Annotated in this window: 17 protein-coding genes; 6 read left to right on the forward strand and 11 right to left on the reverse strand. The window is 65.4% G+C overall.

The window, feature by feature from the left end; genetic code table 11:
* Positions 1–147 precede the first annotated feature (147 nt).
* Entirely contained in the window at positions 148–1,059 is a 912-nt protein-coding gene (locus tag ACRQ5Q_RS04895) for a LysR family transcriptional regulator (RefSeq protein WP_439396280.1), read from the forward strand.
* 145 nt (positions 1,060–1,204) lie between these two features.
* On the opposite strand, the gene ACRQ5Q_RS04900 is transcribed toward ACRQ5Q_RS04895, so the two are convergent.
* Positions 1,205–4,654, reverse strand: a complete 3,450-nt coding sequence (locus tag ACRQ5Q_RS04900) for an indolepyruvate ferredoxin oxidoreductase family protein (RefSeq protein ID WP_439396282.1) — start codon at positions 4,652–4,654, stop codon at positions 1,205–1,207.
* 150 nt (positions 4,655–4,804) lie between these two features.
* Between ACRQ5Q_RS04900 and ACRQ5Q_RS04905 the strand changes: the two genes are divergently transcribed.
* Positions 4,805–5,260 carry an Lrp/AsnC family transcriptional regulator gene (locus tag ACRQ5Q_RS04905; protein WP_439396283.1) on the forward strand — a complete coding sequence of 152 codons (456 nt, stop codon included), beginning with the start codon at positions 4,805–4,807 and terminating at the stop codon, positions 5,258–5,260.
* Between the two features lie 25 nt (positions 5,261–5,285).
* Here the strand turns inward: ACRQ5Q_RS04905 and ACRQ5Q_RS04910 are convergent.
* The 4 genes from ACRQ5Q_RS04910 to ACRQ5Q_RS04925 all read right to left on the reverse strand — a co-directional run bounded on the left by ACRQ5Q_RS04910 (position 5,286) and on the right by ACRQ5Q_RS04925 (position 9,966).
* A protein-coding gene (locus ACRQ5Q_RS04910; RefSeq protein ID WP_439396285.1) for an IS630 family transposase occupies positions 5,286–6,234 on the reverse strand; the annotation gives its coding sequence in 2 pieces (ribosomal slippage) (positions 5,286–5,897 and positions 5,899–6,234; 948 coding nt in all).
* A gap of 490 nt (positions 6,235–6,724) precedes the next feature.
* Positions 6,725–7,510 (reverse strand): fumarylacetoacetate hydrolase family protein, encoded by a 786-nt coding sequence (locus ACRQ5Q_RS04915; protein WP_439371251.1) that lies wholly within the window; start codon positions 7,508–7,510, stop codon positions 6,725–6,727.
* Between the two features lie 14 nt (positions 7,511–7,524).
* On the reverse strand, positions 7,525–8,892 hold the full coding sequence (locus ACRQ5Q_RS04920; protein WP_439396287.1) for an LLM class flavin-dependent oxidoreductase: 1,368 nt from the start codon (positions 8,890–8,892) through the stop codon (positions 7,525–7,527).
* A 21-nt stretch (positions 8,893–8,913) separates the two neighbouring features.
* Entirely contained in the window at positions 8,914–9,966 is a 1,053-nt protein-coding gene (locus ACRQ5Q_RS04925) for an Ldh family oxidoreductase (protein ID WP_439371248.1), read from the reverse strand.
* 293 nt (positions 9,967–10,259) lie between these two features.
* Here ACRQ5Q_RS04925 and ACRQ5Q_RS04930 point away from each other — a divergent pair, with 293 nt between their 5' ends.
* A complete protein-coding gene (locus ACRQ5Q_RS04930) occupies positions 10,260–14,375 on the forward strand; it encodes a bifunctional diguanylate cyclase/phosphodiesterase (protein ID WP_439396289.1) in 4,116 nt (1,371 codons plus the stop codon).
* Here ACRQ5Q_RS04930 and ACRQ5Q_RS04935 read toward each other — a convergent pair.
* The 5 genes from ACRQ5Q_RS04935 to ACRQ5Q_RS04955 form a co-directional block, all read right to left on the reverse strand.
* Positions 14,349–14,690 carry a hypothetical protein gene (locus tag ACRQ5Q_RS04935; protein WP_439371245.1) on the reverse strand — a complete coding sequence of 114 codons (342 nt, stop codon included), beginning with the start codon at positions 14,688–14,690 and terminating at the stop codon, positions 14,349–14,351. The genes ACRQ5Q_RS04930 and ACRQ5Q_RS04935 overlap by 27 nt on opposite strands.
* Positions 14,691–14,920: 230 nt before the next feature.
* On the reverse strand, positions 14,921–15,913 hold the full coding sequence (galE, locus tag ACRQ5Q_RS04940) for a UDP-glucose 4-epimerase GalE (RefSeq protein WP_439371244.1): 993 nt from the start codon (positions 15,911–15,913) through the stop codon (positions 14,921–14,923).
* Between the two features lie 19 nt (positions 15,914–15,932).
* Positions 15,933–16,739 carry a WecB/TagA/CpsF family glycosyltransferase gene (locus ACRQ5Q_RS04945; protein ID WP_439396291.1) on the reverse strand — a complete coding sequence of 269 codons (807 nt, stop codon included), beginning with the start codon at positions 16,737–16,739 and terminating at the stop codon, positions 15,933–15,935.
* Complete coding sequence (locus ACRQ5Q_RS04950; RefSeq protein ID WP_439396293.1) at positions 16,732–19,089, reverse strand: exopolysaccharide transport family protein; 2,358 nt, start codon at positions 19,087–19,089, stop codon at positions 16,732–16,734. Before ACRQ5Q_RS04950 ends, ACRQ5Q_RS04945 begins: the two co-directional genes overlap by 8 nt.
* 279 nt (positions 19,090–19,368) lie before the next feature.
* The gene (locus ACRQ5Q_RS04955) at positions 19,369–20,169 is read right to left on the reverse strand and encodes a class I SAM-dependent methyltransferase (RefSeq protein WP_439396295.1); all 801 of its coding nucleotides are present in this window, start codon (positions 20,167–20,169) and stop codon (positions 19,369–19,371) included.
* 391 nt (positions 20,170–20,560) lie between these two features.
* Here ACRQ5Q_RS04955 and ACRQ5Q_RS04960 point away from each other — a divergent pair, with 391 nt between their 5' ends.
* A complete protein-coding gene (locus ACRQ5Q_RS04960; RefSeq protein WP_439371240.1) occupies positions 20,561–21,589 on the forward strand; it encodes a glycosyltransferase family 2 protein in 1,029 nt (342 codons plus the stop codon).
* Positions 21,590–21,604: 15 nt separating this feature from the next.
* Here the strand turns inward: ACRQ5Q_RS04960 and ACRQ5Q_RS04965 are convergent, their stop codons facing one another.
* Entirely contained in the window at positions 21,605–22,591 is a 987-nt protein-coding gene (locus ACRQ5Q_RS04965) for a glycosyltransferase (protein ID WP_439371238.1), read from the reverse strand.
* 296 nt (positions 22,592–22,887) lie between these two features.
* Between ACRQ5Q_RS04965 and ACRQ5Q_RS04970 the strand changes: the two genes are divergently transcribed.
* Positions 22,888–24,240: an O-antigen ligase family protein gene (locus ACRQ5Q_RS04970; protein WP_439396297.1), complete on the forward strand. Its 1,353-nt coding sequence runs from the start codon at positions 22,888–22,890 to the stop codon at positions 24,238–24,240.
* 120 nt (positions 24,241–24,360) lie between these two features.
* On the forward strand, positions 24,361–25,506 hold the full coding sequence (locus ACRQ5Q_RS04975) for a GNAT family N-acetyltransferase (RefSeq protein WP_439396299.1): 1,146 nt from the start codon (positions 24,361–24,363) through the stop codon (positions 25,504–25,506).
* The last annotated feature ends 9 nt before the right edge of the window (positions 25,507–25,515 follow it).

Genomic DNA, 25,515 nt, shown 5'->3' on the forward strand with positions numbered 1-25,515 from the left:
CTGGAAGGATTATCCATTAGAGGTGGATAATCTGAGTCGTCGCCTGCTTCGTCATGTCTACCGGGCCAGGGCCGCGACTGCCCCAGCGCGATTGCCGCCCCTGTCGCGCGATTGCTGCTGAGGCGTACTCTTCATGCAGGGGAAGCCATGGATCGATTGACCGGCCTCGAGGTGTTCAGTCGGGTGGTCGAGACCGGTGGTTTCTCCGCAGCAGCCCGCAAGCTCAACATGTCGACCACCATGGTGAGCAATCACGTCCAGGCGCTGGAAGACCGGCTTGGGGTGAGGCTGCTTCACCGCACCACGCGCAAGGTCAACCTCACCGAGATTGGCAAGGCCTATTACGATCGCTGCGTCCAGATCCTCGCCGACATCGAACAGGCCGACGACATCGCGGGCGAATTGCAGTTGGTGCCCCGCGGCACGCTGCGCATTCACGTCGCGACCCATATGGTGCCGTTCGTGACGCCGGTGGTCGCAAAGCTCCTGTCGGCCTATCCGGAGCTCAAGATCGATCTGCGCATGGGCGAGGCCGACGTCGATCTCATCGAGGAAGGGTATGACGTTGCCCTGCGCATGACACCGCCGCCGGATTCGAGCCTGATCGTGCGGAGCCTCGCCACCTGGCGTCACGTGCTGTGCTGTTCCCACGATTACATCGAGAAGCACGGCCGGGTGCAGAAACTCGACGAACTCACCACGCATAATTGCGGTCGTCACCTGAACTACCCGTTTGGCGATGAATGGCGCTTCCTCGATCGCAAGGGTACGGCGGCGTCCGTGCGCGTTTCCGGCAGCTTCATCACCAACAGCGGAGAAGCACTGCGGAAGGTCGCGCTGGGGGGCGCTGCCGTCTGCCTGATGGCGGGGTTTCTCATCCAGGACGACCTCGAAGCCGGCCGCCTCGTGCGCCTGTTGCCGGAATATCGGACGGTCGAGCTGTCCATGAACGCGGTCTATCCGCACCGCCACCATCTGTCGGCGAAAGTCAGGACCTTCATCGACATGCTCGTGCATCACAGTGCCGAGCAGCAGAAGCTGATCAATCCCTATTCGTGAGCGACGCCGGCAACTCTACGTCATTGCGAGCGAAGCGAAGCAATCCGGAATCCCCTCCGCGGAAAGATTCTGGATTGCATCGTCGCAAGCGCTCCTCGCAATGACGAGAGGGCGTCCCGTTGGCCACCGTCCCGGCGGCGCGGCCTTAACCGCGAGCCCGCATCCTCGCCGGGGATGGCGTGTCGAGTTCGGTGAGCAGTCGCTCGATCTCGGCCTTCGCCTTCACGATCGCGGCGTCCTTCACCGGGCCATAGCCGCGGATCTCCATCGGGCCCTTGGCGATCGCGACGAGATCGGACAGATGCGCCGCGTCGAGCTTGCCGAGCATGCGTTCGATCAGGCTTTCATACCAGGCGATCAGCTCCCGCTCTGCGCGCCGTTCGGCGGTGTAGCCGAACGGATCGAACGGCGTCGCGCGCAAAACCTTCAACCGCGCCAGCATGGCGAGCGGTATCTGGATCCACTGGCCGAAGGCACGCTTGCGCGGCCGGCCGCGGGCGTCGGGTCCTGACGAGAGGAACGGCGGGGCAAGATGATATTTGACGCTGAACCCATCCTCGAACTCGCGCTTCAAGGCGTCGAGAAAGCCGCTTTGCATGTGCAGCCGCGCCACCTCGTACTCGTCCTTGTAGGCCATCAGCTTGAACAGCGCGCGGGCGACGGCCTCGGTCAGTGTCTCGCTGTTCAGGTCGGCTTCGACATTGCGGACCTTTGCGACGATCGTCCGATAGCGCGCGGCATAGGCTTCGTTCTGATAGGCCGCGAGGAACTCGGCACGCCCTGTGATCAGCTGGTCGAGTGTCTCGGCCTTTGGCGCTTCGTCCGACTGCGGCAAGAACTCCGGATCGGCAGCGGCGATCCGGCCCCAGGCAAAGGCCTGCTTGTTCCGATCGACCGCGACGCCGTTGAGTTCGATCGCGCGAAGCAGGGCCGGCAGCGAAACAGGGATGAGGCCGTGCTGCCAGGCAAAGCCCAACATGATGATGTTGGCGTAGACGGCATCGCCGAGCAGCCCTTCGGCCAGCGCGTTGGCGTTGATGGTGTCGAGATTGCCGTCGCCCACGACCTGCTGGATTGCGCGCAGGCGGGCTGGCGAGGCGAGATCGGCGTCGCGGAAACGGACGACGTCGCCGGTCGGCATCTCCGCGGTGTTGACGGCGGCGCGCGTGCCGCGGCGATAGGTGCCGGACGCTTTTGGCGAAGAGCTGACGACGAGGTCGCAGCCGATCAGCGCATCGGCCGCGCCCTGGTCGATGCGGACCTGATGCAGCGCTTCAGGACTCGCGGCCAGGCGGATATAGCTCAGCACCGGGCCGAATTTCTGCGCGAAGCCGGTAAAGTCGAGCACCGAGACGCCGCGACGTTCCAGATGCGCGGCCATGCCGATCAGCGCGCCGACCGTGATCACGCCGGTGCCGCCAACGCCCGTCACCAGCAGGTCGTAGGGTCGATCAAGTGTGGCGGGCGCGGGCAGGGCAAGCGTGGCGGCCCGGCCGGCCGCATCGATCTGGCTGGCGCTCTTCTTCCGCCGCGTCGCGCCTTCGACGGTGACAAAGCTGGGGCAGAAGCCGTTGAGGCAGGAAAAATCCTTGTTGCAGGCCGACAGGTTGATCTGCCGCTTGCGGCCGAACGGCGTCTCCTTCGGCTCGACGCTGAGGCAGTTGGATTCGACCGAGCAGTCGCCGCAGCCCTCGCAGACGAGGTCGTTGATATAGGCGAAGCGTTTTGGATCGGCCATCTGCCCGCGCTTTCGCCGGCGCCGCTTCTCGGTGGCGCAGGTCTGCTGGTAGATCAGCACGGACACGCCGCAGACGTCACGCAGCTCGCGTTGCACGGCATCCATGTCCTCGCGGGGGTGAATGGTCACGCCGCTGGGCAGGTCCGCCGGGCTGAAGTGCGCGGCATCGTCCGACACCAGCGCGATGCGCTCAACGCCTTCGGCGCGAACGCTGTGTGCGATGGCGAGGACGCTGACCGGACCGTCGACCGGCTGGCCGCCGGTCATCGCGACGGCGTCGTTGAACAGGATTTTGTAGGTGATGTTGGCTTTGGCGGCGATCGCCTGCCGGATCGCCATCGAGCCCGAATGATAATAGGTGCCTTCGCCAAGGTTCTGAAAGACGTGCTTCTTGCCGGTAAAACGCGATGAAGCAGCCCAGTTCACGCCCTCGCCGCCCATCTGGATCAGCGACGAGGTCTCCCGGTCCATCCAGCTCGCCATGAAATGGCAGCCGATGCCGGCCAGCGCCTTCGATCCCTCGGGCACCTTCGTCGACGTGTTGTGCGGGCATCCCGAGCAGAAATAGGGCGTGCGCGTCGCGCCCGGGACGTTGATCGTGCGCGCAGCCTCCGGCATCAAGGCGGCAGCGCGGGCGGCGAGATTGAGGCCCGGAAACATCGGATCGAGCCGCCGCGCCAGCACGCTCGCGAGCGCCCGCGGCGACAATTCGCCGATCCAGGAGATCAGCCGTGCCCCTCGCTCGTCGTGCTTGCCCACCATGCGCTCCGGCTTGCTGCCGGGATAGTCGTAAAAATATTCCTTGAACTGGCTTTCGATGATGCCGCGCTTCTCCTCGACGACGAGGATCTCGCGCTTGCCTTTCACGAAGTCCATGGCGTCGTGCAGCGCCAGCGGCCAGACCATGCCGACCTTGTAGACGTCGATGCCGATGCTGCGGCAGGCGGCTTCATCGAGACCCATCAGCCGCAGCGCTTCCATCAAGTCGAGATGCGCCTTGCCGGTCGTGACGATGCCGTAGGTGGCGCCGGGGATGTCGTAGATGTGACGGTCGATCGGGTTGGCTTTGGCGAAGGCGTAGACCGCGTGCTTCTTCGCCTCCAGGCGCTCCTCGATCTGCGCGCCCGGCAAATCGGGCCAGCGATAATGCAGGCCGCCCGGCGGTGGCGTGAAGTCGGGCGTACGGAAGGCGCGCGGCGGCCGCAGCGCGACGGATGCGCCAGATTCCACGATTTCCGAGATCGCCTTGAAGCCGACCCACATGCCGGAGAAGCGGCTCAGCGCGTAACCATATTCGCCAAACGCCAGATATTCGCCGACGTCAGCCGGGTGCAGCGTCGGCATGAACCAGCTCATGAAGGCGACGTCGGACTGGTGCGGCATCGATGACGACACGCAGCCGTGGTCGTCGCCGGCAACCACCAGCACGCCGCCGTGCGGCGAGGAGCCGTAGGCATTGCCGTGCTTGAGCGCATCGCCGGAGCGATCGACGCCCGGGCCCTTGCCGTACCAGAGACCGAACACGCCATCGACCTCGCGGTCGGCTTGCGTTTCGACCTGCTGCGAGCCGAGCACCGCCGTGGCAGCGAGGTCCTCGTTCACGGCGGGAAGGAATTCGATGCGGTCCCGCTTCAGCCGCTCCTGGATTCGCCACAGCTCGAGATCGACGCCGCCGAGGGGCGAGCCGCGATAGCCGGAGATGAAGCCGGCGGTGTTGAGCCCGTTCGCCCGGTCGCGCTTCGCCTGGTCGAGCGCGATGCGGACAATGGCCTGCGTGCCCGTGAGGAAGACGCGGCCCTCCTCGCGATCGTAGCGGTCGGAGAGATCGTAACTGTCGAGTGATGGAATGGCGTCCATGGCGGCCTCGCGCGGCATCCCCCTGTGATGGAAGGTTATGCCTGGGAGGCTGGTAGGTCTTACCTATTTATCCCGTCAGGATCACAAGATCGGTAGAATTTTGCGCAGTGCCGCCAAATTTGGTAGAGATATCCGGTTCGGGAGGCTTCAATGATCGAAGAGCAGGACACGCGAATACTCGCTCATCTTCAGAAGGATGGTCGCGCCACCAACCAGCAACTTGCCCACGAGGTCGGCATGTCCACCTCGGCCTGCTGGCGCCGGGTGCGGGCGCTGGAGGAGAGCGGCGTCATCCAGGGCTATGCGGCGCTGGTCGCGCGTGAGCAGGCGGGATTTACGATGTCGGCGATCCTCCACGTCTCGCTGGAGCGGCACGATGCGAAGTTCGTGGACGAGTTCGTTACGCGGGTGACCAAGCGCCGCGAGGTGCTGGAGTGCTTTGCGACCACGGGCGATGCCGATTACCATTTGCGCGTCGTCGTGCACGACATGGCAGCCTACAACCGCTTCCTCGACGAGTTCATGTTCCGCATTCCAGGAATCCGCTATGTCCGCAGCAACGTGGTGCTGAAGGAGATCAAAACGAGCGTGGCGCTGCCGTTTTGAGACACGGGAAGTGCCTTAGAGCGTTTCACATTTTGATTGAAGCATAACCGGCGCTGGCGAAGTAGTTGGCGCATTCGCGAGGCTGGATGTCTTGGACGAGGTGACCGATATGGCGCCAAGTCTCCTCGATTGAGCGCTTCTGAGCTTGCCGCATCCAGTGTTTGATCTTGGAGAAGGCCTGTTCGATTGGGTTGAGGTCGGGCGAGTATGGCGGCAGGTACCAGAGTCTGGCGCCAGCAGCCTTGATCATTTGCCTGACGGCTTTCGACTTATGGCTTCCGAGATTGTCGAGAATGACGATGTCGCCTTCACGCAGGGTTGGCAGGAGAATGTGCTTTACGTAACCACGGAAGCATTCACCGTTGATCGGGCCATCGAAGACGCAGGGTGCCGTGAGTTGGTCATGGCGGAGCGCGCCGAGGAATGTGAGGGTACGCCAGTGACCGTGCGGAGCGAAGCCGCGCAGGCGCACCCCTTTGGGTCCCCAGCCTCGCAAAGGGGCCATGTTGGTCTTGATCCAGGTCTCATCGATGAAGACGAGCCGGCCCGGATCGAGCCCGGCCTGCCAGGCTCGCCAACGCAAGCGCCTACGAGAGACGTCGGCGCGAGCCTGTTCGAGGGCGAACAGTGTTTTTTTTGAACCGCAGCCCTTCCCGGCGCAGGAACAGCCAGACCGCATTGTGTGAGACCTTGACCCCACGGGCTGCCAGTTCCGCCTTCAGACCATGCAGCGTCAGGTGCGGCGTCTGAGTGATCCGCTCGACGATGAAGGCGCGGTGCGGATCAAGCACAGGCTTGCGGTGACCACCCATCTTGCCAGGCGCTACCGAGCCGGTCGTTCGATAACGCTGTGACCACTTCACAACTGACGAGACAGCAACGCCAAACCGTTCCGCCACAGATCGGCAGCTCTCACCTTTGGCAACAGCGGATACCGCACGCTTACGCAAATCGTTGGAAATTGGTCGGACCATCGGATGCTGGCCTCCAGCCCAGCCAGCATCTTGAATCATGTTCGTCCCAGACCCGGAATCCCTTCCGATTCAATAAATCCGTGAACCGCTCTAGAGGCAAAGGCGCGCAGCGCCGTGCCTGCGATCTTTCCGCAACCGAGATAGAACTTGTGAATAGGGTGACGCTCCCCCGTCATTGCGAGCGCAGCGAAGCAATCCAGAGTCTTTCCGCAGAGGCAGTCTGGATTGCTTCGCTGCGCTCGCAATGACGTTGTGGGCGCACCGCATTCATACGGGGCGCATGTGGTGGTGGACACACTTTCCGCCTTCGCTCTTCGAGCTACGGCGGACAAATCGCTTTGCCCGCCCTACGGCACCTTCGTATCGCGGCGTGCGCAACTCCATCCCCTCATTCTGAGGAGCCGCGCTTGCGCGGCGTCCCGAAGGGCGAGGCCACCAGCCGGGCCTTCATCCTTCGAGACGCGCGAAAACGCGCTCCTCAGGAGGAGGATCACCGCGCCTCCCGCACAAACCTGTTGCGCAATGTGCCAACGCCCGTGATCTCGATCTCCACGATATCACCATGCTTGATGTCGGGCGAGGCGCCGTCGGTGCCCATCCAGATCACGTCGCCGGGCCATAGCGTGAAATACTTGGTCAGCTCAACCAGGAACGGCACCACGCCGAAGATCATGTCGTTGGTGTAGAAGCGGTTGGTCTCCTTGCCGTTGACCCGAACGACGGTCTCCATCCTGGCAAGATTGGCCTCGGTCTCGATCCACGGCCCCATCGGCTTGAAGGTGTCGGCGTTCTTCGAACGCCACAGGCTCCGGTCGGCCTTCTGCCAGCTGCGTTCGCTGACGTCGTTGCCGATGGTGTAGCCGAACACGCAATCCATCGCGTTGTCTTTGGTGAGATGCTTCACCTTCTTGCCGATGACGACGACGAGCTCGCCTTCGTAGTGGATCTTGTCCGTCGCAAAGGACGGGATCACGACGTCCTCGTCATGCGCGATCAGCGCGTTCTGCGCGCGATAGCCGATCTCTGGGCGGTCGGGCACGGCCGGCACCTCGCCGCGCTTGTCGGCGGCTTCCTTCAGGTGCTTCAGATAATTCAGGCCGACGCAATAGAAGGTGCGCGGGATCAGCGGCAGCTCGATCTTGACCTCGCCAAGCGGATGCGTGCGCGAGCTGCGCTGCCATTCACCGAGCGGATCGCCATCGACCGCGATGACCTGATCGCCCTCGATGATCCCCCAGGAGGTCTCACCCGCGGTGGTGAATTTCAGCCAGCGCATGTTGGATCCTCCCGTTATTCCGCGGCATCGCGCGGCTGCAGCTTCCAGGCGCCGGCTGCCGGTCGCTTGAGCCCGAGATTTTCCCGCAGCGTCTTGCCGCGATAGTCCTTCTGGAACAGTCCGCGCCGCTGCAATTCCGGCACGACGTGCTGGACGAAATCGGCGTAGGAGCCGGGCACGTAGGTCGCGGCGATGACGAAGCCGTCACAGCCGCGCTCGACGAACATTTCTTCGAGTTTGTCGGCGATCTCCCTGGGACCGCCGACCATGGCGTCATGCACCTGGCCGCGGCCGGAGAAGGTGACGAAGTCGCGCGCGCTCGGATTGCTTTTGCCCGAATTCTTCAGCACGCCGTCGCGGATGCCCAGGATACCCTGCATGCTCATCAATTCTTCCGTCGTCAGCGGCTCGTCCAGATCCTTGGATGCGAAGTCGTAATTGAGGGCCTCGGCGAGCAGCGACAGCGCGTCGATCTCGAGCGGCAGCTTGTCGATCAGCGCCATCTTGTCTTCGGCTTCAGCCCTGGTCGCGGCGCAGACCGGCGTCGTCAGGTTGCAGAGAAACATCTGGTCGGGATCGCGGCCGGCTTTCGCAGCCTCGTTGCGCACGGCCGCATAACCTTCCTTGGCCGCGGCGAGGTTGCGCGCGGCGGTGAAGATCACCTCGCCCCAGCGCCCGGCAAAGCGCTGGCCGCGGCCGGAGGCACCGGCCTGGATGATCACGGGATGGCCCTGTTGCGAGCGCGGCACGGTGAACGGCCCGCGGGACTTGAAGGCCGGCCCCGTGTGATCGAGCCGCTTCACCTTGGTGGGATCGGCAAAGCGGCCGCTTTTCTTGTCCATGATCAGCGCGCCGTCCTCCCAGGTGTCCCAATGGCCGAGCACGACCTCCATGAACTCATCGGCGCGGTCGTAGCGGGAATCATGTTCGGGATGAGAATCGCGCCCCATGTTGAGCGCCTCGCCGTCGTTCAGCGACGTCACGACGTTCCACCCCGCGCGCCCGCCCGACATCAAGTCGAGCGTCGCGAAACGGCGGGCGACGTCGAACGGCTCGTAATAGGTGGTCGAGCAGGTTGCGCCCAGGCCGAGCCTCTCGGTGACCATGCCCATCGTGGTCAGCACGATCAGCGGGTCCATCTTCACGCAGCGGATGCCGTATTCGACGGTATGGGCGTGGTCGTTGCCGTAGCGGTCCGGCATCGCCAGGCGATCGTCGAAGAACGCCATGTGGAATTTGCCGGCTTCGAGGATTTTTGCGATCTCCTGATAGTAATCCGCCGACATCGAGTCCGAGCGCGAATCCGGATGCCGCCACGAGCTCGGCAGGTTGGTGCAGTTTTGCGCCTGGAGGAAGCCGACCAGTACCATCTGCCGATTCATGCTGCTGTTCTCCTGATAGCGTCAGGCGAGGCCAAGGACCGTATCGAGCCGGTACTCGCGCGCCAGCGTGCGCAGCTTGTCCCAGGTCGCATCCTCGATCTCGATGCCGTTGCGCAGGCGCTGCTGCTCGCGCACGCCCTCGATCTCGCCGGGATAGTAGACGCCCGCGCTGCCCTCCGACGGTGGGGTCGATTTCAGATAGCGGGCGAAGTCGGCGACCTCGCGCTTGAACTCCTGCAGCGGACGGAACGCGGCGACGTTGAAGACGGCCATGAAGCAGCCGTCATTGTGCCGCCCCGTCGGTTCGACACCGAAGCCGAGGCCGGTGAGCAGGCCGCACAGCACCTCGACCATGGCGGCGAGGCCGCTGCCCTTGTAGCCCTCGGTGCCGCCGAGCGGCAGCAGCGCGCCGCCCTTGCGATATTGGGTGGGATCGGTGGTGTGCCGTCCCTCGGCATCGATGATCCAGCCGGTGGGAATTTCCTCGCCTCGCGCGACCGCGAGCTGGATCTTGCCGGCCGCGACCGCCGAGGTCGCCATGTCCAGGTAGAACGGGGCCTCGAGGTCGGACGGCACCGCGATCGAGACCGGGTTGGTGCCGAGCCGCGCCTCCTTGCCGCCGAACGGGGCCACGTGTTTCGGCGAGCGGCCGGAGTCGGCCGTCGCGATCCCGATCATGCCTTCGCGCATCGCCATCAGGGGATAGGCGGCCAGGCGGCCGACATGGCTCTGCCGGAACACGGTGCAGGCGGCGACGTTGGCGGTCCTCGCCTTCTCGATCGTCAGCGCCATCGCTTTGGCATTGACGTGGAAGCCAAAGCCCCAATGGCCGTCGATCACGGTCGTGGTCGGGGATTCCTGAACGATGGTCCATTTCGCGCCGGGCACGATGTGGCCGGCCTTGATGCGGTCGATATAGGTGGGAATCGCGATCACGCCGTGGGAGTCATGGCCGGCGAGATTGGCGTTGACGCAGCCGGTCGCGACGGCGTCGGCCTCTTCCTCGGAAGCTCCGGCCGCCTGGAGCAGGGCGGCGCTGATGCGCGTGAGGCGGTCGGCCTTGACGAGCGGCATGGCGTTTCCCCGGCTTGATGCCCTTAGCAGGCTGCTTGTTGGGCGCCATCGTCTCAAAGCGCGGGAGCGATATCAACGTCCCGTAAACCAACACAGGGCTGCAAATTCGTAAACGGAACACGCCTTGGTCGAAGATTCGCACCGCGCTGCGGTATTTTCGGGAGTTTGGCGCCGCTCGTTCGCAGCTCGTTCACTTTGATCGGCGGTTCGCGCGGCGGAATAACCACCGCTTAGGCGATCGCAGCTCATACAGGCACCGAGAGAAATGGGCAGGAATGCCCGGGAGCTGAGACGTGTCGACGACACTCGCGCGCACCTTTGCGGCGCTGAGCGCCATCAATGAAGCGATCCTCTATGCGAGATCGCCGGACGAGCTGTACCAGAAGGTCTGCGACGCCGGCTTTTCGAGCGGGGACTTTTTGGCCGTGGCCGTCTTCCTGGTGGGCCCCGATGGCCGGCGGCTGCACTTTGCGGCCGGCTGCGGCGACGATACCCAGCGGCTGCGCTCGCTCGTTATCACGACCGAGGCCGGCACGCCGGAAGGATCGGGGGTCGGCGGCGAGGCATTTCGCGATCGGAAGCTGTGCATCAGCAACGACTATCTGAACGATCCGCGCTCGCTGGCATGGCGCGAGGGGGCCACCAAGGCGCATATCGGTGCGGCGGCGGCGTTGCCGCTGCTTTGCAACGGCAACAGCGTCGGCGTGCTTTACGTGACGCGGAGCGAGCCCAACTCGCTGAACGAGCAGATGGTGTCGCTGTTCGAGCGCATGTCGGCCAACATCTCCTACGCGCTGGAGAATTTCGCGCGCGAGACCGCGCGTCAGGCCAGCGAACGGGCGACACGACGGCTCAACCGCATGTTCGGCGCCATCAGCGCCACCAATGAAGCGATCCTTCGGGCCAAGAACGAGCTGGAGCTCTACCAGCTCGTCTGCGACGCTTCCGTGCATAGCGGCAAGTCGCTGGCGACCATCGTGCTGCTGCGCGAGCCGGACTCGCACTGGATGAAGCCGGTCGCGGCCACCGGGCAGAACCTCGAGCTCGTCACCCAGGCGCGCTATTCGGTCGACCCGGACAATCCCTACGGCAAGGGCATCTCCGGCGAGGTGTTCCGGACGCAGAAAGCCATCGTCGAGGACGATCTCGCCAGCCGGACCAGGGGCTCGCCGTGGGAGCAGGCCAACGTCAACACCGGCGCGGCCGCCTGCGTGGTCGCGCCGCTGATCAAGCATGGCCAAAGCGTCGGCGTGCTCCTGTTCTTCATCAGCCGCTCCTGGGCCAAGGACGAGGAGATCGTCGCGCTGCTGCTGCGCATGGCCGAGAACGTCTCGTTCGCAATCGAGAATTTCGACCGCGAGGCCGAGAAGGCCAGGATCGCGGCGGAAGAAGAGCGCCTGGCGCGCATGTATGCGGCGCTCAGCGCCACCAACGAGGCGATCCTGCACGCGCGGTCGCGATCCGAGCTGTTCGACCTCGTCTGCGAGGCGACGGCCAAAGGCGCCAAGTTCACCTCGGCCAGCATCGCGCTGGTCGACCAGCGCGCCGAGCTGCTGCGCGTGATCGCCAGTTACGGACCGAATGCCGACCTGGTTCGTACCTTCAAGTTCTCGACCTCGGAGCAGGTGGCGGAAGGACGCGGGCTGACCGGCACCGCGTTCCGCACGCGCCAGCCCGCCGTCAGCAACGACCTGCTCGCCGACGACCGGATCGCGCCTTGGCAGGACAGCGCCCGCCGCAAGGGGATCGCGTCCTCCGCGGCGCTGCCGCTGTTCAACGGCGACCGGGTCGAGGGCGTATTCCTGTTCAACTCCCCTGAGCGTGCCGCCTTCACGCCCGAACTCGTCGAGCTGCTCCGCAAGCTCCAGGCCAACGTCTCTTTTGCGCTGCAGAATTTCGACCGTGCCGAGGCGAAGGCCAAGGCCGAAATGCAGCGTAATCGTCTCAGGGGCATGCTCGAGGCGCTGAGCGCGACCAACGAGGCGATCATGCGGGTGAAGACCCGCGCCGAATTGTTCGAGGTGGTCTGCGAGGCCGCGGTGCTCGGTGGCACCTTCTCCTCGGCGACCATCGCCATGGTGGATGCGACGGGGCACTATCTCGACATCGCCATGAGCAAGGGCGAGAGCTGCTACCAGATGAAGGAATGGCGCTACTCGACCTCGGCCGATGATCCGGAGGGACGGGGGCTCACCGGCACGTCCTTCCGTACGCGGGCGCCCTGCGTCGCCAACGAGTTTCTCAACGACATCCGCACCGCGCACTGGCACCAGATCGCGCGCATGCAGGGCACGAAATCAGGCGCCTGCTTCCCCTTGCTCAGCAACGGTGGCGAGGCTGTCGGCGTGTTGCTGTTCCTCTCGCCGGACGAGGGCGCGTTCACGCAGGATCTCATTCAACTGCTGGGGCGGCTTGCCGAGAACGTCTCGTTCGCGCTCGACAATTTCGACCGTGCCGAGGAGAAGACCCGCACCGAGGCGCAGAAGGAACGCCTGACGCGCATGTTCGCCGCGTTGAGCGCCACCAACGAGGCGATCATGCGGGCCAAGTCGCGCGCCGAGCTGTTCGACCTCGTCTGCCTCGCCGCCTCGAACGGCGCGAAATTCACCTCGACGACGATCGCCCTGGCGGTTGAAGGCAGCGACCAGCTCGACATCGTGGCGGCGGCCGGACCGTCCGCGAACACCACGCGCAACCTCCGTCTTTCCATCGACCCCGAGCGTCCCGAGGGGCGCGGCATGAGCGGCACGGCGTTCCGCACGCGCCAGCCCTGCATCAGCAACGACTACCTCAACGACGATCGCGTCCGTGTCTTCCATCCCATCGTGCGCGGTGACGGCGCGCGGTCGGGCGCGGCGTTCCCGCTCATCGTGCATGACCGTGCCGTCGGCGTCATGCTCTACATGTCGACCGAGCCCGGCGCCTTCACGGAAGAGTTCGTCGAGCTGTTGCAGCGCCTGGCCGACAACGTCTCCTTCGCGATGGAGAATTTCGATCGGGCCGACGAGAAGAACCAGGCGGACGAGCGGATCGAGTATCTCGCCTCGCACGACAGCCTGACCGACCTGCCGAACCGCGAGACCTTCAACGAGCTGCTGCGCGCGGCGATCGACACCGCGCAGCGTCACGATCACCGCTTTGCGGTGCTGTTCATCGATCTCGACCGCTTCAAGGTCATCAACGATTCACTCGGCCACGAGGCCGGCGACCTGCTGCTGCTCGAAGTGGCGAACCGCTTGCGCAGCGCGTTGCGGGCCAGCGACGTGGTGGCGCGGCTCGGCGGCGACGAATTCGTGGTCATCCTCGACCAGTGCGGCGAGATCGGCGACGTCCAGCGCATCGCAACCGGGCTGCTCACGGCTCTGGCCGAACCCATGGAGCTCGCCGGTCACGAGTGCCATACCACGGCGTCGATCGGCATCGCGATGTACCCGGCCAACGGCTCCGACGCGCAGACTCTGACCAAGAACGCCGACATGGCGATGTATCTCGCCAAGGAAGACGGCAAGAACGGCTACCGCTTCTTCTCCAAGGAAGTGACGACGCAGTCGATCGAGCGGCTGTCGCTGGAGAGCGCGCTGCGCCGGGCGCTGGAGCGGGAGCAGTTCTCGCTGAACTACCAGCCCAAGGTGGACATGGAGACCGGCCAGATCACCGGCGTGGAAGCGCTGCTGCGCTGGACACATCCTGATCTCGGCAGCATCTCCCCGGCTCAGTTCATCCCGCTCGCCGAGGAAACCGGCCTGATCGTGCCGATCGGCCGCTGGGTCCTGAGGGAGGCCTGCGCGCAGGCGATGGCCTGGCAGCGCCGTGGCCTGTTGCCGCTGTCGATGGCGGTCAACCTGTCGCCCCGGCAGTTCGCCGACGAGCATTTGCTGCAGGACGTCGACGAGGCCCTGGCGGCCTCCGGCATGTCGCCGGTTCTGCTCCAGCTCGAGGTCACCGAAAGCATGATGATGCGCAATGTCGGACGCGCGCTCAAGGTGCTCGACGCGATCCAGAGCCGCGGCATCCGCCTTGCCATCGACGATTTCGGCACCGGCTATTCGTCGATGTCGCTGATGAAGCACTTCCCGATCGACACCATCAAGATCGATCGTTCCTTCGTGCGCGACCTGCCGCAGGATTCGGAGGACCAGGCGATCGCGCAGGCGATCATCAGCATGGGCAAGGCGCTCGGCATGACGGTCGTCGCCGAAGGCGTCGAGAACGCCGAGCAGGAGGCGTTCCTGCGCAGCCACGGCTGCGACGAGATGCAGGGCTTTCTGATCTCCAAGCCGCTGCCGGCGAAGCAGATGGCCGAGCTGCTGCGGCCGATGGCCCTGCCTGTTGCGCCGCCGCTCCAGCCCGAGCCGGATCCGGTCGCCACCGCGGCTGCGGCGCTACGGCTGAAAGGCGCTGTCGTCTGACGGCTGCGGGTGCAGCTCACGGACGTCGTGATCCGCGCCCTCGGCGATGCTCGGGAAATCCTGGGGTCCTGTCAGCGACGTCTGCTCGACGAACAGCGCCAGAATCGTGCGCGCGCCGTCGGCGAAGCTCGTGCCCTCGTTCAGTCCGAGCTCGGCACACCATGCGCTGCTCATCGGCTCCTGATCGTCGACCACCGCCATGGCGGGCCCCCACCACCAGGCAGGCGCGGGCGAGCGCTCGTCCTCGGGCACGACGTGCCAGCGAACGAACTCATCCATCACCCGCTCGAACTCCAGGCGTGCAGCCTGATGCATTGAATCGAAACTCCTTCGAATCCGCGCCTGATGGCGGGCCGTGACGCAGATTCAACTGTGGTCCTGACATCAGGAAAAATCGGCTCGCGCAACCGGCGGGAGCCATGCATCCCGACCTCGTCGTCGGTGATGCCCAAAAATGCGGCCGTCGCGATACGCCAACGGCGGCGACGAATGTGCATTTTAGCCGCTTGGAGGCACGGCAGGCAAGGTACGGATGTCACGGTTGCTTAACGAGCCCTGAGCGGATGGGCCTTCTGGTGCCACGCCCAGGCGGTGCGGATCACCGTCGGCAGATCGGAGTGACGCGGCACGAAGTTCAGAACCTTTCGCGCAGCGGAGGGATCGGCGACCAGGTAGGTGGGGTCGCCGGCCCGGCGCGGCTTGACCGTGTGCGGCACCTCGCTCCCGGTCTCCTGCCTGATGGCCTCGAGGATCTGGCGCACCGAGAAGCCCGCGCCGGTGCCGAGGTTGAAGCTGCCGCCGGCATGTCCCGTTTCCAGCAGCTTCAGCGCGGCGACATGCGCGGCGGCAAGGTCCGTGACATGGATGTAGTCGCGGATCGCGGTGCCGTCGGGCGTGTCGTAATCGTCGCCGAACACGGCGAACTCGGCATGGCCCTGCAGCGCCATCATGGCGCGCGGAATGAGATGGGTCTCGTTGTCGCGCAACTCGCCGATGCCGCCGGCGGGATCGGCGCCGCTGGCATTGAAATAGCGCAGGCAGAAGGCACCGAAGTCGTAGGCTGCGCGATAATCGGCGAGCATGCGCTCGATCATCCACTTCGATGCGCCGTAGGGGTTGATCGGCGCGCAGGGGAAATCTTCCGGCAGCTCCTTGGAATCGGCATTGCCGTAGACGGCGCCGGTCGAGGAGAACACGATGCGATGGCAGCCGGCGTTGCGCATCGCCTGCAACAGCGACAAGGTGCCCTGCACGTTGTTGACGTAATATTTCTGCGGGTCGGTCATGGATTCGCCGACGAGGCTGGCGGCCGCGAAGTGCATCACGGCGGTGACCTTGTGTTCGGCGAAGGCGCGCGCCAGCGCCGCGCCATCGAGCAGATCGCCGGTCACGAGCGGGCCGGCGACGAAGTTGCGGTGACCTGTCGAGAGATTGTCATAAACGACGGGCTGATAGCCGGCGGCGATCAGTGCGCGGCAGGCATGCGAGCCAATATAGCCTGCGCCTCCTGTGACGAGGACAGTCGGTCGATCGGTCATGTCGTATGCTACTCTTCTCTCAGCGATTGAAGGGCCGTTTGCGGCTGAAGAGAAGATAGAGCGCGCGGGGGTTGGTGGTCAAATAGCGCCAGAACAGGCGGCGTGGCTCGAGCCATGTGCGCCAGGCCCATTCGAGTCCGAATTTCTGCATCCATTGCGGCGCGCGGGACCGGCTTCCCGACAAAAAGTTGAATAGCCCGCCGGATGTCTTGATAACGCCAACATTGGTGAGCAGCGGCGTGAACTCCTCGACGAATGCCTGCTCGCTGGGCACGCCTAGCGCGACCCAGAGATAATCGGGTGCGAGTGCGTTGATCTCCTCGACCTTCGCGCGCAGAGCTTCCCCGCGCAAATAGCCGTGGCTGCGCCCGATGATCTTCAAGTTGGGATACAGATTGCGGACGTTCGCGACCGCGGCGGCGTTCTCCGCCTCGCTGGCGCCGAACATGTAGAAGGTGCGGCCGACCGCTTCGGCCTTGTGCGCGACGACATGGAAGAGGTCGGTGGTCGCGACACGCTCGGGCAGCGGGAACCAGGATTGCAGTTTCGAGGCCGCCACCAGCGGCTGGCCATCGGCGTTGATCAGATCGGCGATGCGGAACAGGCGTTCGGTCTGCGGCTCGGTCGAGCAGCGCGCCAGGACCTCGCCGTTGGCCGAGGTCAGGTACAGCGGACGCCCGATACGACGCTGCGGATCGGTCGCCTCGATCATGAAATCGGCGGTGGCTTCCAGGTCGAGCGCGGCCATGCGAAGGCCGCCGACGGTGATCCGCGGCACGTCGGCGGTTGCGGCCCGTCCCTCCAGATTGACGCGGCGCTCAAGCATATTGTCTGCCTCGCTGGCGCGCTTGGGTTGCGGGGGTGAGCTCGTCGAGCACGACGCCGACGAGCTTGCTCTCGGCGCGGCCGAGCGTGCTCAGGATCTCTTCCAGGCCATCGTTGATGTCCATGCTGGTCGGCAGCACCGCCACCAGCCCATCGACCCCGTCCAGCAGCTTGCGGCCGCCGGCCGCGAGCGGCGTCACGGGACCGTCGAGCACCACGAGGTCGTAGCCGCCGGCGGAGCGCGCCTGCGCGATCGCCTTGCGGATGGCTTCGGCTGCCTTGCCGGCATCGGCTTCGGCGGCGGGCAGCACCGAGATGCCGTTCACCGTCTTGATCTCGCGCGCGGTCTTGCTGCCGTTCGAGAGCCAGCCGAGCCTGCTCGGCTCGCTTTTGCCGTTACGGTTGACCTTGTTCGAGAGCGAATGCGCCAGATGGTCGGCGTCGATCATCAGCACGCGGGTGCCGTCGCGCGCGGCTGCGAGCGCGAAATTCAGCGCGGTCACGCTGCGTCCGGTGGTCTCGCCGGGACCGAGCAACGCGATCACCGGCAGCGCCTTGCCGCCGGAGCGCCGGGCCACCGCCGCGCGCATGTCGCGCCAGGCGTTGAGCAGGCTCGTCAGGGGGAAGCCGGGACGCAGCGTCGGCCAGCCCAGCCGCGTCAGGTCGACGCCGCCGCCGGTGGCGAGAATGGCACCGAGCGTATGGATGACGTCGGCTTCCTGGAGGCGCGCGATCAGCGGCTTTTCGATCAGGGGTCTTTCGATCATTGAAGGTTGCAGCGGTGGTGCGGCAACTTCCGGCGGAGCCTGCGCGACCTCCGGAGCTCGCGCAGCCTGCTGCGGCTGCGCAATCTCGCTGGCCCGCGGCGGCTCTGGAGCTTGCGGCGCCGGTGTACGCTCACGGCGAGCGGGTGCAGGTGCTGGCGCGCCGGCGAACTGCAGCTCGGCCGCGGCGAACCAGCCCGATGCAGCGATGGCGCCGAAGACGAAGCCGATGATGGCGAACAGGCTCATGGCCGGCGGGAACGAACGCCGCTGCGGCACCGTGGCCTCACCGATGACGCGGGCGGCCGAGGTGTTCAGGCTCTCCTGCTCCTCGGTTTCGCGCGAGCGCTTGAGGAAGGATTGATAGACATCGCGACTGGCATCGGCCTCGCGCTCGAGCTCGCGCAGGCGCACGGCGGCCTGGCTGAGCTGCACACTCTGCCGCTTCTGCGCTTCCAGCGCCCGGTTCAGCGAGGCCTCGTAATCCCGCGCCCGCGTCAAATCATTCTTGGCCGACTGGGCGAAGCGGTCGATCTCCTCGCCGATGGTGCGCTTGAGATCCTCGACCTGCTTCTCGGTCTGGCGCAGCGCCGGATGGCGCGGGCCGAGCTCGCCGGCCTGCTCCGCATATTTCTTGCGGGCCTCGGCATATTGGGCGCGCAGGTTGGCGATGGTCGGCGATTGCAGCGCTTCGGGAATTGCGCCGGCATCCGCCGCCGTGCGCCGGCTCGTCTCGATCTGGTCGAGCCGGGCCTGCGCATCCATCGTCGCGGCGCGCGCGGCGGACAGCCGCTGGTTGCTCGCGGAGAGCTGCTGGTCGCTGATCAATGCGTCCTGGGTGCCGACGAAATTGTTCTGCGCCTTGTAGGTCGCAAGCGCGGTCTCGGCATTGCGCAGCCGCTCGCGCAGCTCCTTTAGCCGGCTGGAGAGGTCGCTGGTCGCGCGGCGTGCGGCCGAGGCCTGCGAGTTGCGGGACTCCGCGAGGTAGGCGTTGGTCAGCGTGTTGGCGAGCATCGCCGCCTTTGCCGGATCGGTCGACCAGACCTCGATGTCGACGATGAAGCTCTTCTCGGTCTTGCGGATGGTGATGTGCCGATTCAGCGCGTCGAGCGCCGCGAGCTGAACTTCCTTCGTCTCGGCGGCGGAGGGCGCGCGGGGCTGAAGGCCGATCAGGCCGAGCAGCGACGACGTCAGGCTCCTGCCGTCGCCGCCGCCGAATTCGGGATCCTTGTCGAGACCCGCCTGCTGGATCACCTGGAGCAGCACGCTGTTGGAGGTGATCAGGCGCGCCTGGCTCTCCACCACCATGGACATGCCGGTGACGTCCTGCGCGCGAGGCGTGAGCTCGCGATCGACGAGCTGGAGTTCGCGCGGGTCGACATAGAGCTGGGCGGTGGCGGTGTAGCGCGGCGTCAGGCTTTTGCCGACCGTGACCGCGAGCATCGCGCCGAGCAGGGCAGCGGCCGCAATTGCGATCTTCCGCCGCCAAAGCAGGTCGACCAGCTCCAGCGCACTGTAGCCGGCCTGAGGCTTCTGTTGCGGAGCCTCCGGTCGGGCCCGATCGATCGGCTGGTTATAGTCCAGCATGGTCCCCAGCTTTCATTCCAACGGCCGCGGGCTGAGGGGCTACTCTTCGCTTTACGCCACGCACCCGGGATATAGGTGCCCAATCAACGCAACAGGGAAAATTAACCATACTCATTGAGGGACTATTCACCGAAATGGCAAACAAAGCGTTTAAGCGCATGCCGCCACCTGGCGAGTCGCAGTGACGCCGAGGTCCCTCAGAGATTAACGGTTCGTTACCGCGCGCAACGAGGCCGCGAGGCTCCGCTCTTGCCGCAACGGACTGCGCGCGCATGGTCGTCAGGTTTTCCGCAGGATGACGTGATAATCACCGCGGCGGACGTCGGTCCCGCGCGGGAGCACGGCGTTGAGCACGGCGGCGCTGGCATCGACGAGCGCCGCGAACAGCGGCTTGCGCCGGCGCATCTCGGGATAACGCGGACTCTCGACCTCTCGGCGGTAGATCATCTCGAGCCCATTGGCGGCTGCGAACGCTTCCAGTCGCGGCAGCGTCACCAGCGGATGGAAGAAGGTGGGGAACGGCGGCTCGCCGGGCAGGCCGGCGTCCTTGATGCCGCGGATGTGCCGGTAGAACCAGACGTGGAACCAGTGCGGCGAATATTTGGTGACGACGCCGGACAGCGAGCGCGGATTGGGCGCGCCGACCAGGATCATCCCGCCGCGCTTGAGCGAATCGCGGAAGTTCAGGAGTGCGGCGTCGACATGGGGCAGATGCTCTATCACGTTGTAGCAGATCACGAGATCGAAGGTTTGGCTTGCAAAGCTGTAGGTCTGCACGTCGCCGAGGATGGCCTCGTCCGCGTATGTGTTGTTGCGGACCTGGTCCTCGTCGATGTCGACGACGGTGACCTTGCTGCGGCTCAGCAATTCCGGCGGCAGAACGCTGCACGAGCCGCCGCCGGCTTCATAGACGGCGAGCCGGCCCTGTGGCAGCTCGCGACGCAGCACGTCGTGAACGGCGAACAGGCTGTCGCGGGCTTCGCCGGGGACCAGATCATGCAGCGCCTGGGCGTGTGCGGTGGTCGCGGGCGCGTCGATCGCCGTGGCTGTCGCGAAATCGATCGTGGCAGGCTTGTTCATATTTCTGACCGCGCTTGTTTCTATTCAAATTTACAGGAAAACGCTCGCATGCCCGAAGAGCAAATCCGATGCCGCCCCGGTTCACCGGTCGCGGTGCTTACGGACGGGTTAATGCGCATCGTCGTTAACTACAGCATCCTCCAAGTTGGCCCGCTCGCGGCGTAGTGGACTGCGAATTGCACTATCATGCTCGCGAGGATTTGCGGAAGAAACGCCCGAAAGCGGTTAAGTGCATGTATGCGAGCTGATCTGCAACTGCTGCCGTCCTAATGCTTCCAGGCCGGCCGCTCATTTGGGACGCATCTGTCCCGCGGTGATGTGCCGTCACAGAACAACGCGGACCGCGGTTGACGCAGGGCTTTTTCAATAAATCTCGGACATCTAGAACGTCATGACGCTGATCCCGACAGACCTGTCTGCCAGCCGGATATCGGATGCCGTGCGCGATCCCAACCGGGAAATCGTCGCGAGCTCCCGCGTCATCGACCTGTCGGTCGGCATCGTCGTCTGCATCCCCTGCTTCCGCCGCCCGCAGCATCTGCGGCTGACGCTGGACTCGCTCGTGAGCCAGCGTACCCCGCGTTCCTTTGCCGTCGTCATGGTCGAGAACGACGCTGCAAAGCGCGAGAGCGCGCCGGTCGCTGCGGAGTATCTTGCCGACGGCAGGCTCCAGGGCATCTGCCTCGTCGAGCAGCGGCAGGGCAATTGCCAGGCGATCAACGCCGCGTTCGAAACGGCGCAGGCGCTGTTTCCCGCCGCGACCCGCTTCCTGATGATCGACGACGACGAGATCGCGTCGAGCGACTGGCTCGAGCTGATGGTCCGCACCGCGGAGGCGACCGGCGCCGACATCGTCGGCGGCCCGGTGCTGCCGGTCTTCGCCGACGACAGCAAGCCGTGGCTCGCGCGTCATCCCGCCTTCTGCCCGGCCTATGATTACAGCGGCGCGGTGCCGCTGATCTATGGCTGCGGCAATTGCCTGATCACCCGCGCCGCGTTCGAGCGATTCGAGAAGCCCGCGTTCGATCTGCGCTTCAACTTCCTCGGCGGCGGCGATTGCGATTTCTTCGTGCGGTGCCGCGACGCCGGCATGCTGTTTCATTGGACGGCGGAGGCGGTGATCACCGAGAGCGTGCCGCAGAACCGCACCAGACTCAGTTGGATCGCCAAACGGGCCTTGCGAATCGGCGCGATCAATTATCGGGTGCAGTACAAGGCCGCGCAGGGCGTGGCGGCGCGGGCGCGGGTGTTCGCGCAGATGCTCGGTCGGCTGCCGCTGTCGCTGCTGCGTGCGGCGCGTCTGCTGGCGACGTCGAAGGCGGTGGTCGCCATGCATCCTGCGCTGGTCGCGTTCGGCTCCATGCTGGCGGCATTCGGCATCGAGCCGAAGCCCTATGAAGCCTCGAAGATCGTATCCTGACGCTGCAGAGAAGGGCTAGATGCCGAAGCGGGCGAGAGCTGTCCTGGCCGCGGCGCCCGGCAGCGCCTTGAGTGAGCGCCGGCCCACCATCGCGAGATAGCCGAGGGCGTCACGATACCGGCCGAAGCGGACCGCTTGCATCGCCGAATAGGTGACGAGGTGAATCTCCGCGGCAAGGCGCAGCCCGGCTGCCGTGCCTGCGGGCAGTCTCGCCAGGATCAGGCCGTCGTCGAAGACACGCGCGATCGCGGGAAAGAAATCCGTCGGCGTCCGCACCGCCGCGTTCATGGTGTTGGCGGTGTGCAGGCGGTAGTCGAGCAGCAGCTTCGGTGCGAACTCGAACTCGCCGATTGCGGCAAGGCGGCACCAGCAATGCCAGTCCTCGCAATATCTCAGCGAGGTATCGAAGCCGCCGACGGCGCGGAAGGCCTCGGCGCGTGCGAGCGCGATGCCGCCATTCACGATGAAATTGCCGGCTGCGAGTCGCGCCAGCACGTCGCCCGAGGGCTTGCGGCGTCCTTTCAGCAGGTCGCGCCGGCCGATCTGCCGTCCCTCGTTGTCGATCGTGTTGTAGTCGCCATAGACGAGGACCGCGCGCGGCGCGCCGCGGGCTGCCGCGAGCAGGGCCGCCACCGCGCCGGGGCGCAGGCGGTCGTCGGCGTCGAGGAAAAGCAGCCACTCGCCGCTCGCATGCCGCGCCCCGAGATTGCGCGCGGCCGACACCCCGGCGGCGTCGTTGCGCATCAGGTGCAGCCGCGGGTCACGGATGGCGCGAACGATCGCGACGGTCTCGTCGGTCGAGCCGTCGTCCACGACGATCACCTCGCCCACCTCGTCCTGTGCGAGCGCGCTGGCGAGCGTTTCGCCGATATAGGCCGCAACGTTCTTGGCGGGAATGACCACGGACACCGCCGTTGTCGAGCCGACCTGCAGCGGCAGACGCGCCGGCGTCGCGGCGCGAGAGGAGGTCGGCAATTCGAGAATGTCTTCGGCGGTGATCAAGCGGCGGCTCGTCTTTAATGAACTGTTAACCGGGTCGCATTCTGGCGAGCTGGTGGAACCAGCGATCGAAACCTCGCGGCGGATGATACTCGCATTGCCGGGAAATCGTTGCGGACAAGGCCTGCACGGCGCCGGTTTCCTCGAGTAACGTTAAGCCGGCGGCATCGAGCCTGCAGAAATGTCGACGGGGCGCGACAGAGCTGCTCGGCCGCAGAGCTGCGTGCTGGTTGACGGTTGGTTAATGGGGATGAGGTACGACGTGAGGCTTCCGCCGGCTTCACCCCCTGCCTTGAGCCATGGATCGCAGCGCCGCTGACACCACTGACGTCGAGGCTCCATCGCTCGCCAGCCTCCTGCGCGACGGCCTTGCCGGGCTGAATGCCGCGCGGGCGGCGCGCTGTCTCGTCGCGATTGCGGCCCTGCTTCTCATCCTGGTGACGCTCGATCCGTTTCCCGACCTGCGCAGCGAGGACGCGGCCACCGCCGTCGGCGGACGCATGGCACTCACCTACGTTGCCTGGGGGCTTCTGGCTGCGGTTGCGGTGCTGCTCGTCGCGGTCACGGATGCGCCCGCGCTGAGGAGCCTGGTGAGGCCGCTGCATGTGTGTCTCGTCGCCTGGCTGATGATCAACATCGTCTTCTCCGAGAGCCGCGGCGTCTCGATGCAGCGTTTCGTGCTCGCGGCCAGCGTGACGGCGCTCGCCGTTCTGCTGCCGCTCTTGCCGCCGACGCAGCGCAGCTTCAATGTGTGCCTCGGCACCGTCGCACTCGCGCTGCTTGCACTGTGCTACCTCGGCGTCGTTCTCGCCCCGCAATATTCGATCCACACCGCGCTCGACGTCACCGAGCCGCAGCTCGCCGGCGACTGGCGCGGCAGCTTCGGCCACAAGAACGTCGCTTCGCCGGTGATGACCGTGCTGGTTTATGTCGGCATCTACCTGTCCGCCGTCGGGTCGTTCGTGATGGGGCCGGCGATCGCCGCGCTCGCCGGCATCTTCCTGATCTTCACCGGCGGCAAGACCTCCTCGGTGTTGTGCCTTGCGATCTACGCGCTGGCCGCGCTGGTCTATGTCACGCGCAGCCTGTGGCTCAAGCGGCTCATCTGCTTCGTGCCGCTGATCGCGATGAACCTGCTGACGGTGGGCAGCGTGCTCAGCCCGTCGCTCGGGGCGATGACGCGGCTGCTTCCGCTCGATCCCACCTTCACCGGCCGTTCCGCCATCTGGGAGTTCGCGCTCGCGGCGGCCGCCGAAAAGCCGGTCATTGGCCACGGCTACGCGGCCTTCTGGGACGACGTCACCGCGCGGCAGACCGCCCAGGGCGCCGAGTGGGCGACGTCAGCGGCACACAGCCACAACTCCTATCTCGACCTCGCGGTCACGATCGGCCTGCCGGGGCTGGCGCTGGTGATCCTGGTCTTCGTGCTCGCGCCGCTCCACAATTTCCAGACGGCCCAGGCTCACAATCGCAGCGGTGCACTGGCAAGGCTGTTCCTGACTGTCTGGCTGTTCGGCCTTTACTACGGCGCCACCGAGACCTTCCTGCTCGAACGGCAGAATCCGATCTGGTTCATGTTCGCCTTGGCGGTGGCGGGCCTGCACTTTCTCGCCAGGTTCCAGTGCGTCGACCAGACGGAACCCCAACACTGACAGCTTGTCGCAGTCGCGGAACTGTGGTGGCACCGGCTTAACGATAAGCCGCAACGTCGCTTGTAGCCTGCGACAAAACATAATCTATCTCGAAACACTCAGTAATCATATGTCCCGGGGATGACGTTTCTCAGCGTCGAGCAGCCAGATGGTCTCGTGTCCAGCACGTCGGGAATCGCGGTCGATTTCCTGCGTGAGTGGCGGCAGGCTGCATCGCGCCTGAATGCCGGCCATCGCACGGCTTTCCAGCATGATTACTGGCTCGGCGCCTGGTACGAAGCGTTTGCCAAGGCCGAGCCGCTGATCGCCGTGATCTCCGATGCCGCGACGGGGAAGGACATCGCGCTCGTGCCGATGATCAGTCATGTCAGGCGCGGTATCCGCATCGTCGAGTTCGCCGACCTTGGCGTCTCCGACAACAACGCGCCCATCCTGGCGCTTGATGCGGCGCTGGATCCGGCAGCGATGGATGCAATCGGCAAGGCCCTGGTCGAATCGTTGCGCGCCTTGCCCGACCGCTTCGACCTGCTGCGCCTGAAGAAGATGCCGGCGCAGGTCGGCGGCAAGCCGAACCCGCTGGTGTCGCTCGGCCGCGCCGGATCGTGCTCGGTCAACGGCAATCTCGTGCTCATGGGCGACGACTATGAGGACTATCGGGCCTCGATCAAGCGCATGCAGATGCCGCGCTGCTGGCGCGTCTTCAGCCGTCACGCCGGTGCGCGGTTCGAGATTGCCACGGACCCCGCGCGGACGCGCGAGCTGCTGGATGTGATGGACGTCCAGCAGCAGGCACGGATGCGCAAGCTCGGCTCGCGCTTCGTTCTCAACGACGACACCCATGCCCGCTTCTATCGCGAGGTTGCTCGCCAGGGTGTCGCAGAAGGCTATGCCGTCATCTCGGCACTGGTATGCGACGCAGCCATCGTCGCCACCACGCTCGGCGTGAGATACGGAGCGACCTATTTCCTGCTGCGCATCAGCCACGCAGGCGATTCCTGGTCGAGCTGCTCGCCCGGACTGCTGGTGGCCGAACGCACCATGGCGGCGCTGCATGCTCAGGGCGTGCGCCGCTTCGATCTCAGCATCGGCAATCAGGATTACAAGCGCCGGCTTGGCGCCGAGCAGGTGCCGCTGACCGATGCCAGCGTCGCGCTGTCCTGGCGCGGGCTGCCTCTTGCCTGGCGCGACCACGCCGCCCAGGGCCTGCGTCGTCACCCCAGGCTCGCCGCTCTTGCGGCGCGGGCGATGGACAAGGGCGGACGCTGAAACCGGACA

The sequence above is a fragment of the Bradyrhizobium sp. PMVTL-01 genome, assembly GCF_051861855.1.
In the GTDB taxonomy this organism is placed as follows: Bacteria; Pseudomonadota; Alphaproteobacteria; order Rhizobiales; family Xanthobacteraceae; genus Bradyrhizobium.